Origin of the sequence: Streptococcus sp. SR4 (assembly GCF_000517725.1) — a bacterium.
Taxonomy (GTDB): Bacteria; Bacillota; Bacilli; order Lactobacillales; family Streptococcaceae; genus Streptococcus; species Streptococcus salivarius_F.
In genome coordinates this window covers 26873-40609 of the sequence record NZ_AZYW01000070.1, presented here as the reverse complement: position 1 = coordinate 40609, position 13737 = coordinate 26873, and the positions used below count along the sequence as shown (strand labels likewise).

The following is a 13737-nucleotide window of genomic DNA, read 5'->3' as shown; positions in this document are numbered from 1 at the left end:
GACCTACTTTAGAGTGGCTTGATGTTATAAGTGTAGGTGGCAGCTTTTCTGGTTCTCGTAGCTACCTGACGACCTGTTTTTTGGAAGAGGTGTTTAAAGCGGCGCAAGAAATTTGTGGAATCCATCTTGAGGTAGTCTTCATTAAAGGTACCAAAAAGTTGACGGTAGGTAGTCAAGGTGTTTTCCTCGGGCATAATGGAAAGGATAGTTGGATAGTATTCGAGTCGTCCCTTGATACGTTTCATAGCTGTTAAGAGGATTTCCCAGTGGTCAAAGGCGAGGTCATCATGTGATAGTTGTTTTTCACCATCAACAAGTTGCAGTCGACCGTCTACCATGGCGATGTCTAACCAATGCGTAGATGCTGCATCGTCGGCAGCCTTTTCCACTTGAATGTCATTAAAGGTCATAAAGCAGAGATAAGCCACTGTAATGGTCCACATTCGAGGATCCCGATAAGGTGTTCCCACTGTAATGAGTTGCTCAATGTGGTCAGGATTGAGTTTAACGGATGTTTCTTCCTGTACTTCGCGACAGACAGCTAGATTGAGATCTTCTTGCTCCTGAACGAAGCCACCACTGAGGGCGTATTTCCCCATGAAGGGATGGTTTTTTCGCTTGATAAGTAAGGTTTGGACTCTTCCTTCATAATAGCGGAAGATGACCGAGTCAACGGTCACTGAGGGCTTAACGTACTTATCCTCTTCCTCTCGCCTATAGATGTCCAAAAATTCCTTTTCACTACCAGAGTTTTCGAAGGTTTTAGTCATAGGTTTCCTCCTTTATTTATTGTAAGTGCAAATGATGAGTGCTTTACACCAGTCTTCTAAATCTCGATGTGTAGACGTTCCTTGATTGCTTTTTTGGCATTGTGGTAGTTGTCCGCAAAGAAGCTGTCGCTATTACTATTTTCCCCTAAAATAACAATTTTATCTTTGAATGGTGATAGGAGGTTTAAGAGATGCTTGGTAAACCAGTCACGTGTTTGATTATCGGCCATAGTCATGTCACGGAAACCATCATCTACATAGTTTGATTTTGGCAGAATCACAAAAATCAAATCCCACTTTTCACGGGCCTGAGTTACCTGATAGAGACGATCCAACATGTCGAACTCTTCTTGGGAGATATTTTCTTTCAAATAGTAGTCAATATAGACCTTAGTGACTGTTGAATTGGTATCGGCAAAGATAAGTCCTGAGTGTTGCCCTTTGTCAATGATATCAGAGGTCTGGGCATATTGATCTGTTAGGAGGTGAATATAGTCGTTGGTATCTAACTCGTCATCTCGTACATTATACTTTTCTTGATATTCCCTAGCATATTCCAGAGAGCAGGGAGCATTGTAAGTGCGGGCCAAATCCTTAACAAGAGTAGTCTTTCCACCGCTAGCAGAGCCCACAACAAGGACCTTGCGCGTAAAGTGGCGACGGAAAGGCTTGGTGATAAAACGCCAATTTTCCATCGGATTGTCTCGAATCTCAGTAGCAGAGATATTGATAATAGACCGTTCGATGAGTTCTACCTGAGCTTGAGGGTAATAGCGATTGAGCTCAGTCACATACTCTGGCTCTCCAACATAGAAGGTAATCTTTTCAGGATCATCCGTATTCTTAGCGATAAGCTCTTTGACACGATTAACCCAAGGCACCCAGCCCTCTGGATAGGCTGGCATCCCAGCTTCGTCTAGTTTATCCACAACGACTAATTCATCATCATAGAAGACTTCTCGAACATAACGGAAACGTCGATTGAGTGATAGGCCTGCGCGTGTCCCACGATCTTCTTGTGTGTTGCTGCCACTTACGATGACGAGCACATTGTCATTAGCGCGTTTTGCCTTGGTAATGAGGTCAACGTGTCCAACGTGCATTGGAGCGAAAGTTCCAAAAACAATGCCGATGCGCTTTCCAGATAATTGTTTTCTTTTCATAAAAATGATCCTTTTTGAGATTTAGTAAAATTACTAAATTCATGATAACATAGTTGGTAATCTTTGTAAATGTAAAAATAGTAAATTTACTAAATTATTTTCAACACATTTTAGCCTTAAAGTTCAAAAAAAGTTTAAAAAATTTTGGAGAAAAACTAGAAAAATGGAATCCGCTTACATTGTTGAATTGATAACATTTTAGGATTAACTTAAAAAAGAGAGGTCACTTGCTATGTCATAAAACCTAACATAAAAATCAAAAAAATAGCAGAAAATACTTGACAAGAAGATTCTGAAAATTTATACTATTCATGTAATTAAATTACTAAGGTAATTATTTGAAAGGAAACATTGATATGACAACAGGTAAAGAGTACGTTGCTAGCGTTTTTGAAAAAGTGAAAGCTCAAAATGGCCATGAGGCTGAGTTCCTTCAAGCAGTTGAAGAAGTTTTCGATTCACTTGTTCCTGTCTTCGATAAATATCCTAAATATATTGAAGAAAACCTTTTGGAACGTTTGGTTGAACCAGAACGTATCGTTTCATTCCGTGTGCCATGGGTTGACGATAAAGGACAAGTACAAGTAAACCGTGGTTTCCGTGTACAATTCTCATCAGCTATTGGTCCTTACAAAGGTGGTCTTCGTTTCCACCCATCAGTAAACCAATCAATCATCAAATTCCTTGGTTTCGAACAAATCTTTAAAAACTCATTGACTGGTCAACCAATCGGTGGTGGTAAAGGTGGATCAAACTTCGATCCTAAAGGTAAATCAGATAACGAAATCATGCGTTTCTGCCAAAGCTTCATGACTGAATTGAGCAAACACATTGGTGCAGATACAGACGTACCTGCAGGTGATATCGGTGTTGGTGGACGTGAAATTGGTTACCTCTACGGCCAATACAAACGTCTTCGTAACGAGTACACAGGTGTTCTTACTGGTAAAGGTTTGAACTGGGGTGGATCACTTGCTCGTACAGAAGCAACTGGTTACGGTGCTGTTTACTTTGCAGAACAAATGCTTAATGCACGTGGTGAAAACTTTAACGGTAAAACTGCAGTTGTTTCAGGTGCTGGTAACGTTGCCATCTACGCTATCGAAAAATTGCAAAGCCTTGGTGCTAAAGCGGTAACATGTTCTGACTCATCTGGTTTTGTTTATGATCCAGACGGAATCGACGTTGACTTGTTGAAAGAAATCAAAGAAGTTAAACGTGAACGTATCGTTAAATATGCAGAAGCACGTCCAAATGCAACCTTCACACCTGCTGGTGGTGAAAAGACAGTTTGGTCAGTTAAAGCTGACTTGGCATTCCCATGTGCAACTCAAAATGAATTGGATGAAACAGATGCAGAAACACTTGTAGCAAATGGTGTATTGGCTGTTTCAGAAGGTGCTAACATGCCATCAACTTTGGGAGCTATTGATGTCTTCCTTAAAGCTGGTGTATCATTTGGTCCTGCCAAAGCTGCTAACGCTGGTGGTGTTGCTGTATCAGCCCTTGAAATGGCGCAAAACAGCGGACGTACACAATGGACATTCGAAGAAGTTGATGCTAAACTCTACGATATCATGAAAGGTATCTACGAAAATGCAGCAGCAGCAGCTAAAGAATTTGGTCATGAAGGTAACCTTGTTGTAGGTGCCAACATTGCTGGATTCCTTAAAGTTGCAGATGCTATGTCAGCACAAGGTATCGTTTAATTGATAGACTATTGCCAATAGCCTCTCGATAAAATAAGAAAAGAAGCCTGCGGGTTTCTTTTTTTGTCTAGACAGACTTAGGAGGAGATTTGTCCTTTTTTGGTATAATGAGCTAGTAAGAAATCTCTTTCTAGAGTAAATTTTGATGAATTAGAATACGAGAGGAGTAATCGTGAGTCTTGGAAAGGATCCCTGTGGGGCAAAAGAAAAGAAGTATACTAATCAGACAGTCATTCTAATAAGTTTCTTGATCAGCATAGTGTCAATACTGCCTATGTTCTTTTTTAGGGACAAGCTTTATGGTGATGATATTGTCTTTCACATTAACCGACTGTTATCCTTGGATACTGTCTGGAAGAGTCCTATCAATTTTACAACTAACGGAGGGACCGGACAATTAATCAATACCTTTTATCCCTGGTTAACCTATTATCCTATTTTCATAATCTATAAGCTGACTCAGTCAGTCTTTGTAGCCTGGATGAGTTTTCAATTTCTTATTCGCTTTGTAACTTGTTTGCTTAGTTTTTACGGATTACGTTTATTGAACTATTCTGATAAACAGGTGATGATATTTGTTACCTTTTATCTTTTTTCGGGTTATTTCTTGCACAATTCTTATTACCGGGCAGCCGTTGGCGAAACGCTGGCTATGATTTTTTTACCCCTAGTTTTCGTTGGCGTTCGTTTGATAACATTTGGAGATTATAAGAAATGGTGGGTCTTGACTCTTGGCATGCTTGGTTTAGTCTATTCCCATGTCTTATCTGTCCTTTTGGCTTCTCTTATGATTTTCATAGCAGTGGTAGCTAGTTTTGGGATTTGGGATAATAAAAAAGAACGTATTCTAGGATTTCTTAAGGCCACTCTTGTCACTCTTAGTATGTCTCTAGCTTTCTTTGTTCCTATGATAGAGCAATTCAAGTATGTCACCCTACGAACGACTTTTAAACCACTCCTATCAAAGACTGCCTTAAGTCTGGCAGACAACTGGGAGTTGATTCTAAAAAGTGATTTAAGGACTCCATCAGTTAATCTTCTCTATCTCTTGGGTCTAGTGCTAAGCCTAATCTTTGCTAAGCGTTTTGTGAAGGATAAGGAAGCTAGAATTTACCTTTTTATTTCTCTTGTTTTGGCCTTTTTAACTTTGAATAGTTTTCCTTGGCAGTTATTGCAGGAGAGTCTAGTGTCCAATCTTCAATTTCCTTGGAGATTATGGAGTTTTGCCTTGCTTTTCTTCAGCTTAGCCTTGGCTAATGTCTTAGAAAATATTTCTATGAAGGCAGCGATGTTGCTTGTCTTGTTGGGTCTTTGTCTGAATATGTTTCAGATTGGTACTGTCCAAGATAAGATGACTAAAGCCAAGAATATATTGCCAAGCAATACAAAAGTCACGAGAGAAATGCTAGCTAAGGGAACTTATAAAAATATAAATGGCGATTACACCAATAAAGAAGTGCCCTTTGGCTTTGTCTTTGACAAACATCTTTTCTTGGATAATCAGGAAATTAAGTCAACCATCAGCCGTTCTCCAAAGGAGCTAGCACTTACAGTAGATAATGAGTCAAAAGAAGCTAAGGTTTTGTCGCTACCAGTTTTCTACTATAAAGGACAAGAAGCGAGGATTGATGGAAAGCGAGTAACTACTTACTTAGCTAAGGAAAAGAATCCAACTAATCTAGTCCTACCACCAGGTAAGCATGGTGTCGTTTTGACCTATAGCTATACCCCAGTTGCCAAATTGGCAATGGGTGTTTCAACTATTAGTCTTTTGGCGTTTATTGGTTATTTGTATAGAGTGAAGAAAGATGACTAAAAAGAAGCCTGCGGGTTTCTTTTTTTGACTGTTTTACTAGAGGGTAGGCCTTTTGATATAATAGGTCAAGGTGATTAATATGAAATTGAAAACCTTTGGTTTCGATAAAAGAAAGGTATATGATTTCATATTTTAGATAAGAAAAGGGAGTAAATAGATGATAAAAACTATCGTAAAGGATGTCTTTTTCCTTGGACAAAAATCGACAGAAGCGACTAAAGAAGACCTCTATTTGGCTAAAGATTTACGTGATACACTGGAGTTTCATAAGGATGCCTGTGTGGGTATGGCTGCCAATATGATTGGCGTTAAAAAGCGTGTTATTATCGTCAATATCGGTTTTGTTAATCTAGTTATGTTTAATCCTGTTTTAGTCAGCAAGTCCTCACCTTTTCAAACAGAGGAGTCTTGTTTGTCTTTAGAGGGAAGTCGTCCAACCAAACGTTATGAGTCGATTGAGGTTGCTTATTTAGATGAACAATGGATGCCTAAACAGTTAAGTTTTTCTGGTATGCCAGCTCAAATTATCCAACATGAATTGGACCATTTGGAGGGGATTATTATTTAGATAGCTTGGCTCAGGTGGTCTTACATTTTAGACCCTAAGGTCTTAATAATCACAGTTACGGAGTGAGAGTGAAAAGCAATTTTCTTTCTCACTCTTTTTTAGTTCTCATAAGAACTTTTTTCTTGACAATAGTTCTTATGAGAACTAAAATAGTTTCCATGAGAATTATTCAAGGAGGAATTTGCGATGCATGGAAAAGATCCTTTTAGTGAATTCAGAGAATTCATCAATACTATGGAATCTCGCGTGCAAGAGTTAGGAAAGGTCCATGGGGTTGAGCATTTAGCTGGCCCTCAAGGATTTGCTGTCAAGTATTTGTCTGACAATCAAGATAAGGAAATTTTTATCAAAGACATTGAAAAAAGACTATGTATTTCTAAATCAGTGGCTAGTAATTTGGTCAAACGAATGGAAAAAAATGGTTTTGTTGAGTTGGTGACATCGGATAAGGATAAACGCTACAAATATGTTCATCTGACAGACTTAGGTAAAAAGAAAGCTCGAGATGTCAAACATTTTCGAGAGGCCATCCATGAACAGCTGTTAGAAGGTATTTCCAAAGAAGATGCTGAAACAGCCTTTCGTGTCTTTCACCAAATTCGTATGAATTTAGAAAAAAATAAGGAGTAACTTATGTTTAAAATTTTTAAACGTTTGACGACAAAAGAGTTAATTATGATTGTCTTTGCGGTGATTTTTGTTTGCTTGAACGTCTATCTAAACTTGAAAATTCCAGACTATATGTCTGATATTACGACACTCTTATCAACTAAGGGAACTAAAGCGTCGGATATTTTTGCCTGGAATACAGATGCCCCAGGGATGCGAATGCTTTTAATGTCATTTGCAGGCTTTATGGCCTCTGTTGTGGTTGGTTTCTTAGCTGCCAGAACAGCGGCAAGTTTTACCACCCGTCTTCGTGATGATATCTTCCATCAGGTTCTAGATTTTTCGGATGCAGAGATTAAGAAATTCTCAATTCCTAGTCTTTTGACCCGTACGACAAATGATATTACCCAATTGCAGATGGTACTGACCATGGGATTACAGGTCATTACACAGGGGCCTATCATGGCCATTTGGGCGATTACAAAGATTGCCGATAAAAATGGAAATTGGCTCCTTGCCTTGCTTGTCGCTGTGGCAGTGATTGCCATTCTCATGCTCTTCCTCTTGATTATGGTTATGCCTAAGCAACGCTTGATTCAAACTCTGACCGATAAACTGAATAGCGTAACACGTGAATCTCTTACAGGAATTCGTGTGGTGCGTGCCTATAACGCCGAAAGTTACCAAGAGGAGAAATTTGAAAAGGCCAATACTGATTTGACCCAAAACAATCTCTTTATCGGTCGTTCTTTTGCCTTACTGACACCGGTGATGACTGCTGTATCAAGTGGTTTGACACTGGCTATTTATTGGATTGGTGCGCATTTGATTGAAGATGTTAAGATTCCAACAGATCCAACTAAGATTGCTGGTGCCATGGAAAATAAGGTCCATCTCTTCTCAGACATGGTGGTTTATTCATCTTATGCCATGCAGGTTGTTATGGGATTCATGATGATGATTGTTGTTTTCTTCCTTCTTCCACGTGCAGTTGTAGCAGCTGGTCGTATCAATGAAGTTCTAGATACCCAATCTTCAGTCTCTTATCCTGAAAATAGTTCTGAAAAGCCTAAAGAAGTGGGTACTGTCGAATTTGATGATGTTTCCTTCCGTTATTCTGAAACTTCAGAGCCTGTTTTGGAGCATGTTAGCTTCAAAGCTAAAAAAGGTGACACGGTGGCCTTTATTGGTTCGACTGGATCTGGTAAATCAACACTTGTCAACCTTATCCCACGTTTTTATGATGCCACGCAAGGAACAATCAAGGTTGACGGAGTCGATGTACGCCATTATGACCACGAAACCTTGCACAATATAGTCGGTTATATTCCACAGAAGGCAGTGCTTTTCTCAGGTGATATCACGTCAAATATGACGATGGGAACGAGCAATAACAGTCCTCTTGATGATGCTAAGATTTGGGAAGCTCTCGAATTGGCTCAAGGAAAAGACTTTGTTGAAAATAAAGAAGGTCAACTTAAAGCAGAAGTTGCCCAAGCTGGGTCTAACTTCTCAGGTGGACAGAAACAACGTTTGGCTATTGCGCGTGCTTTGGCACGTAAGCCTGAAATCTTGATTTTTGACGATTCCTTCTCAGCCTTGGATTATAAGACCGATCGTAAGTTACGTCAAGAATTGGCTGAAAAAACACAAGACTTGACCAAGTTGATTGTTGCCCAACGTATCTCTACTATTATGGATGCTGACCAAATCTTGGTACTTGACCAAGGTAAGGTTGTTGGTCAAGGAACTCACGAGGAACTCTTGGCAAATAATGAGGTTTACCAAGAAATTGCCTATTCACAATTGTCTAAGGAGGAGTTAGAAAATGGAAAATAAGCCAAAAACATCATCCTATAAACGTTTAAAACCCTATATTAAAGGTTTCCAAATTCCGTTTGTCCTTGCGATTTTTGGAGCAATTATTTCAGCGGTCATTACAGTTATTGGACCAGATAAGCTTAAAGAAATTACCAATACTATTACTGAAGGTATTACACCTACCAAAATGGGGACGATTCCAGGCATTGATTTGGACAAGGTAGCAAGTATTGCTATGACCTTAGCTGTTTTATATGCCATTTCAGCGATTGTTGGTTACTTACAAAGCTTTACGGTTGCGACAGTTACACAACGCTTTTCACAACGTTTCCGTACAGCTATCCAAAAGAAAATTAACAGTGTCCCTCTTAATTATTTCGACAGTCACTCTCAAGGGGATACCCTCTCTCGTGTGACCAATGACGTTGACCTTTTGGGACAATCGCTTAGCCAAGGGTTAGGTACCTTGATTACTTCAAGTGTTCTCTTGGTGGCAGCCATTATTATGATGTTCTACTCAAATGTCACTATGGCTTTCACTGCGATTGGTTCTGTCTTGATAGGTTTTGTTCTGGTAGCCTTCATCATGGGCTTCTCGCAACCCCTTTTCAAGCGCCAACAAGAAAATTTGGCTAATATTAATGGTTATATTGAAGAAATCTACACGGGTCAAGCAGTCGTAACGAGTTACAATGCTGCTCAAGAAAGTAGTCAAGCTTTCAAGGGACTTAATGATAAACTCTATAAATCGATGTGGCAATCACAGTTTATCTCAGGTATTATGATGCCACTTATGATTTTCATTGGGAACTTTGGTTATGTCATGGTCTGTCTTGTGGGTGCTATCAAAGTTATTGATGGTAGCTTGACGATTGGTGATGTGGTAGCCTTCATGACCTATGTTCGTATCTTCTCACAACCTCTTTCTCAAATTGCACAAGGAATTACACAACTCCAATCAGCTACTGCAGCCATTGGTCGTATCTTTGAATTTTTGGAAGAAAAAGATATGGACGACGAGTCAGCTAAGACAGCTGAGTTGACAGATACTAAAGGTCAAGTAGTCTTTGACCATGTTTCCTTTGGTTATACTCCTGAAAAGACTATTATTCATGACTTTTCAGCTCTTGCTAAGCCAGGTCAAAAGATTGCAATCGTTGGTCCAACGGGTGCTGGTAAGACGACTATTGTTAACCTACTTATGAAGTTCTATAACATCGACCAAGGTCGTATCACCATTGACGGTGTGGATACTAATGACATGAAGCGTGAAACTGTTCATGATCAATTCTCTATGGTGCTTCAAGACACTTGGCTCTTTGAAGGTACTATTCGTGATAATTTGATTTACAACCAAGAGAATATTTCTGATGAGCAAGTTATTGCTGCAGCCAAGGCCGTCGGTGTTCACCACTTCATTACCACACTTCCAAAGGGTTATGATACTTATTTGGATGATTCTGTGACCTTATCAGTTGGACAGAAGCAGCTCTTGACCATTGCACGTGCGCTTCTTAAGGATGCCCCTCTTCTTATCTTGGATGAAGCGACATCATCGGTTGATACCCGAACAGAAGAATTGATTCAAAAAGCCATGGACAAGCTTATGGAAGGGCGGACTTCCTTTGTCATTGCCCACCGCTTATCAACCATTCGAAATGCTGACCTTATCCTTGTGATGAAAGATGGTAACATTATTGAACAGGGCAATCATGATGAGCTCATGGCAGCAGATGGTTTCTATGCTGATCTTTATAATAGTCAATTTACAGAAGAAGTTGCCTAAACTTTTCTTATAAAATTATAAGATTTTACAAAAGGCCATAGAACGTATGACTGTCAGTCATGCGTTTTGTGTTATACTGAAAAAAACAGACAGATTAGGAGATTATGATGCAATATCGCAAAGCAAGACTAGACGAAGTTCAGGAAGTTGCACAAGTATGTGCCGATGCCTTTGAAGATTACCCCTATCTTTCAATGATTGCCAGTAATTTAAAGAAGCCTGAACAGTATCAGGAATTTGTCTTAGCCTTGCAGGAAATATTGGTGCGTTTGGCGATTAAACGGGACTCATGTTTGGTGGCTGAAAAGGATGGTCGCATTGTTGCGGCAGCTATTTTACAACATCAGACGATTTCTATGCTTAATTATCTTCAAAATGGGGCGACCAAGCTTTTCCGTTTTATAAGCATCACTAAGTTGTTCAAGTATTTTAACTTTGTTGAAGAGTCCGAAAGACATCTGGAAGATTCTGCAGAATACGACTGGTACTTGATGATGTTGGCGGTGACTCCAGATTATCAAAGAAAAGGGATAGGAAGTCGCTTTTTGCTTGAAGGGGTTGAACCTTTTGTGCGTAGTACAGGCGGTCACAGTCTTGGTTTGATTACCAATCGCGATTACAATGTACCTTTCTACGAGAAAAATGGTTACAAGCAATGTGGTTATAAGGTCTTGACCTATGAAACACACAAACTAGGCAACTGGCCTTTTGTCAAATCACTTGATGCATAGCCTTGTGCTATTTAACTTAGATAAGCAAAATAAATCTGGCTTCGGCTGGATTTTTTTCTTAGCTTTAGAGTCCTTCTTGTCTGGCTCATTCCTTATTTTTAAGCCTAACTATGCTATAATTAGGAAACGCTATTAGAGGAGGTTTATATGTCAACTCCAAGTATTTATGGGGAATATGCTCAGTATCTCCCCAAGATTTTACAAGAAATAACAGACCCGATTATTGCGGCTAATATAACTAGCAAAAAAGAAACAGGCTTTAAACTCTATGAACATTTTATTTCACGAATCAAAGAAAGCGATTCTATGCGTGAAAAGTGTCGTAGGAAAAATTTGCCTGAAACCAGCCAATCTGCTCTCAAGGAAATTCGTGATAGTATTGGGATTCGAATTGTTTGCGGCTTTGTCGATGATATTTACAAAACTATCGATGTCATCAAGGCTATCCCTGGCGTTTCCATCTATAACGAGAAAGATTACATTTTAAATGCTAAGCCCAATGGCTATCGTTCTTACCATCTCATTTTGGAAGTAGAAACCGAGTTTCCAGATGTTCTAGGAAATGAGAGAGGAACCTATTTTGTTGAGGTTCAGTTACGGACCATTGCTCAGGATTCCTGGGCCAGTTTGGAGCATCAGATGAAATACAAGCACGACATCAAGAATCCAGAAATGATTACCCGTGAGCTTAAGCGCTGTGCGGATGAATTAGCTTCATGCGATTTGACCATGCAGACCATCCGTAACTTAATTCAAGAAGGAGGGGACTAGAATGGCTTTGAAAATTCTACTTGCTGAGGATGAAGAGGCTCTTTCTCGAGTTTATAAGGTAGCCCTAGAGCATCAAGGTTATGAGGTAGATCAAGCATTCAATGGGCAAGAGGCAGTAGACCTAGCTGCACAGAATGCCTATCAAGTAATGATTATGGATATTATGATGCCCATTAAAACAGGTATTGAGGCCCTGAAAGAGATTCGCTCCTCTGGGGACAGGACACATGTCATTATGTTGACAGCTATGGCTGAAATTGATGATCGCGTGACCGGGCTTGATGCTGGGGCAGACGATTACTTGACCAAGCCTATTTCCCTGAAGGAACTTTTGGCGCGTTTGCGCTCATTAGAGCGTCGTGTGAGTGAGAGCTTCACAGCCAAAATTTTGACTCTTGGTTCTGTTCGTTTGGACCAAGAAGAGCAGGAGTTGGTAGCTGGGAACGCCATTCGACTTTCAAGCAGAGAGACCAAGTTAATGGCCCACTTCATGCTCAATCCTGCCAAGAAATTAACGACTGAGCACCTTTTTAAGACCATTTGGGAGGATGAGGAAGATGTGGACGAGTCTATTGTCTGGGTCTATATTTCCTATCTGCGTCAGAAATTGCAAGCCATCCAGGCTGATATTAGCATTCTTGGTGAGAAGGGTGGCGACTTTTGCCTCCGTACCAATTAGAGAGGAGCAGCCTATGTTTAGACGTTTGCGACTTCAATTTATTACGATTGCTTCCTTGGCTATCCTTTTTATCTTGGTCTTTACGGTGGGAATCATCAATACGGTGAGGTCCTTTCAGACAGAGCAGGAAATTAGTAAGGTTCTTAACACGCTTACAGAAAATAATGGTAGTTTTGGAAAAACAAAAAAAATTGAGACCAACCAAGGGTATGAAATTCCAGCAGATAGTTTTCGTTTTTTCAGCGTGACCTTGTCTGGTGATGAAGTGGTCAGTCAGGACACCAGTCATACTTCCTTGATAAATGATGAAGAGGCTGCTACTTATGCCCGTGCAGCTAGCCGAATGACGAGTACTCTTGGAACCATTAGAGAAAAAAATATTAATCTCAGTTATCAGGTTAGTAAAGTTAGCAAAAATAAGATCCTTGTGGTCTTTCTAGACACGACCTCTTATTATAATTTTTCCCAAGCCTTGTTAAGTCTTTCTATCCTTTTATCAATGTTTGGCTTTATCTTTTTTGTCATCATTGTCAGTGCCTTATCAGGAATTGTCATTCGTCCCTTCATTCGAAACTACGAAAAACAGCGACGTTTTATCACCAATGCAGGTCATGAATTAAAGACACCATTGGCCATTATTTCTGCTAATACGGAGCTACAAGAACTCATGACTGGAGAGAACGAATGGACCAAGTCGACGAACGACCAGGTGGCACGTTTGACTACTCTAATCAATTCTCTGGTAGCCCTATCCCGTCTGGAGGAGCAGCCGGATATTGTTCTTCAAGATGTAGATTTTTCCTATATTACTGAGGATGCAGCAGAGGACTTTAAGGGGCCTGTTGTCCGAGATGGTAAATCTTTCGTTATGGACATCACACCAGATATTCATGTGAAAGCAGAGGAGAAGTCTCTCTTTGAACTTGTAACCCTCCTTGTGGATAATGCTAACAAGTATTGTGATCCAGAAGGGACAGTTACGGTAAGGCTCCGTCAGATTGGAAGGACACGAAAACGGGCTCGTTTAGAAGTATCGAACACCTATAAAGATGGTAAGGATGTTGACTATAGTAAATTTTTTGAACGTTTTTATCGTATTGAAGAATCCCATAATAACAGGGAACATAAAGGTTTTGGTATTGGCCTCTCTATGGCTCAAAGTATGGTCAAATTATTTAAGGGACGTATCTTTGCCTCTTATAAAAATGACACCATCACCTTTACGGTTATCTTGTAAGGATATTTTTTAAATATTTGACTAGGTGAAAACCCTAATTTATGATAAAATAGTAAGGATGAAGATTTAGTGTTTCC

General features: G+C 39.8%; 12 protein-coding genes. 10 read left to right on the top strand and 2 right to left on the bottom strand.

Annotated features, from left to right (window positions below; genetic code table 11):
- Nucleotides 1-8: 8 nt before the first annotated feature.
- Nucleotides 9-770 carry an NUDIX domain-containing protein gene (locus HMPREF1519_RS09570; protein ID WP_022496252.1) on the bottom strand — a complete coding sequence of 254 codons (762 nt, stop codon included), beginning with the start codon at nt 768-770 and terminating at the stop codon, nt 9-11.
- Nucleotides 771-826: 56 nt separating this feature from the next.
- A complete protein-coding gene (locus tag HMPREF1519_RS09565) occupies nt 827-1933 on the bottom strand; it encodes an AAA family ATPase (RefSeq protein WP_022496251.1) in 1107 nt (368 codons plus the stop codon).
- A 356-nt stretch (nt 1934-2289) separates the two neighbouring features.
- Here HMPREF1519_RS09565 and gdhA point away from each other — a divergent pair, with 356 nt between their 5' ends.
- The 10 genes from gdhA to HMPREF1519_RS09515 all read left to right on the top strand — a co-directional run bounded on the left by gdhA (nt 2290) and on the right by HMPREF1519_RS09515 (nt 13660).
- A complete protein-coding gene (gene gdhA, locus HMPREF1519_RS09560) occupies nt 2290-3642 on the top strand; it encodes an NADP-specific glutamate dehydrogenase (RefSeq protein ID WP_002885547.1) in 1353 nt (450 codons plus the stop codon).
- Between the two features lie 481 nt (nt 3643-4123).
- Nucleotides 4124-5458, top strand: coding sequence for a YfhO family protein (locus HMPREF1519_RS09555; RefSeq protein WP_231470877.1), 1335 nt, complete (start codon nt 4124-4126; stop codon nt 5456-5458).
- A gap of 157 nt (nt 5459-5615) precedes the next feature.
- Nucleotides 5616-6026: a peptide deformylase gene (locus HMPREF1519_RS09550; protein WP_014633541.1), complete on the top strand. Its 411-nt coding sequence runs from the start codon at nt 5616-5618 to the stop codon at nt 6024-6026.
- Nucleotides 6027-6212: 186 nt separating this feature from the next.
- Nucleotides 6213-6656 (top strand): MarR family winged helix-turn-helix transcriptional regulator, encoded by a 444-nt coding sequence (locus HMPREF1519_RS09545; protein WP_037612021.1) that lies wholly within the window; start codon nt 6213-6215, stop codon nt 6654-6656.
- Between the two features lie 3 nt (nt 6657-6659).
- Nucleotides 6660-8474, top strand: coding sequence for an ABC transporter ATP-binding protein (locus HMPREF1519_RS09540; protein ID WP_037612019.1), 1815 nt, complete (start codon nt 6660-6662; stop codon nt 8472-8474).
- A complete protein-coding gene (locus HMPREF1519_RS09535; protein WP_037612017.1) occupies nt 8464-10242 on the top strand; it encodes an ABC transporter ATP-binding protein in 1779 nt (592 codons plus the stop codon). Before HMPREF1519_RS09540 ends, HMPREF1519_RS09535 begins: the two co-directional genes overlap by 11 nt.
- A 107-nt stretch (nt 10243-10349) precedes the next feature.
- Entirely contained in the window at nt 10350-10973 is a 624-nt protein-coding gene (locus tag HMPREF1519_RS09530) for a GNAT family N-acetyltransferase (RefSeq protein WP_021144625.1), read from the top strand.
- Nucleotides 10974-11120: 147 nt separating this feature from the next.
- On the top strand, nt 11121-11744 hold the full coding sequence (locus HMPREF1519_RS09525; RefSeq protein ID WP_002890107.1) for a GTP pyrophosphokinase: 624 nt from the start codon (nt 11121-11123) through the stop codon (nt 11742-11744).
- A gap of 1 nt (nt 11745) precedes the next feature.
- A complete protein-coding gene (locus tag HMPREF1519_RS09520) occupies nt 11746-12423 on the top strand; it encodes a response regulator transcription factor (RefSeq protein ID WP_037612015.1) in 678 nt (225 codons plus the stop codon).
- Between the two features lie 13 nt (nt 12424-12436).
- Nucleotides 12437-13660 carry a sensor histidine kinase gene (locus HMPREF1519_RS09515; protein WP_037612014.1) on the top strand — a complete coding sequence of 408 codons (1224 nt, stop codon included), beginning with the start codon at nt 12437-12439 and terminating at the stop codon, nt 13658-13660.
- The last annotated feature ends 77 nt before the right edge of the window (nt 13661-13737 follow it).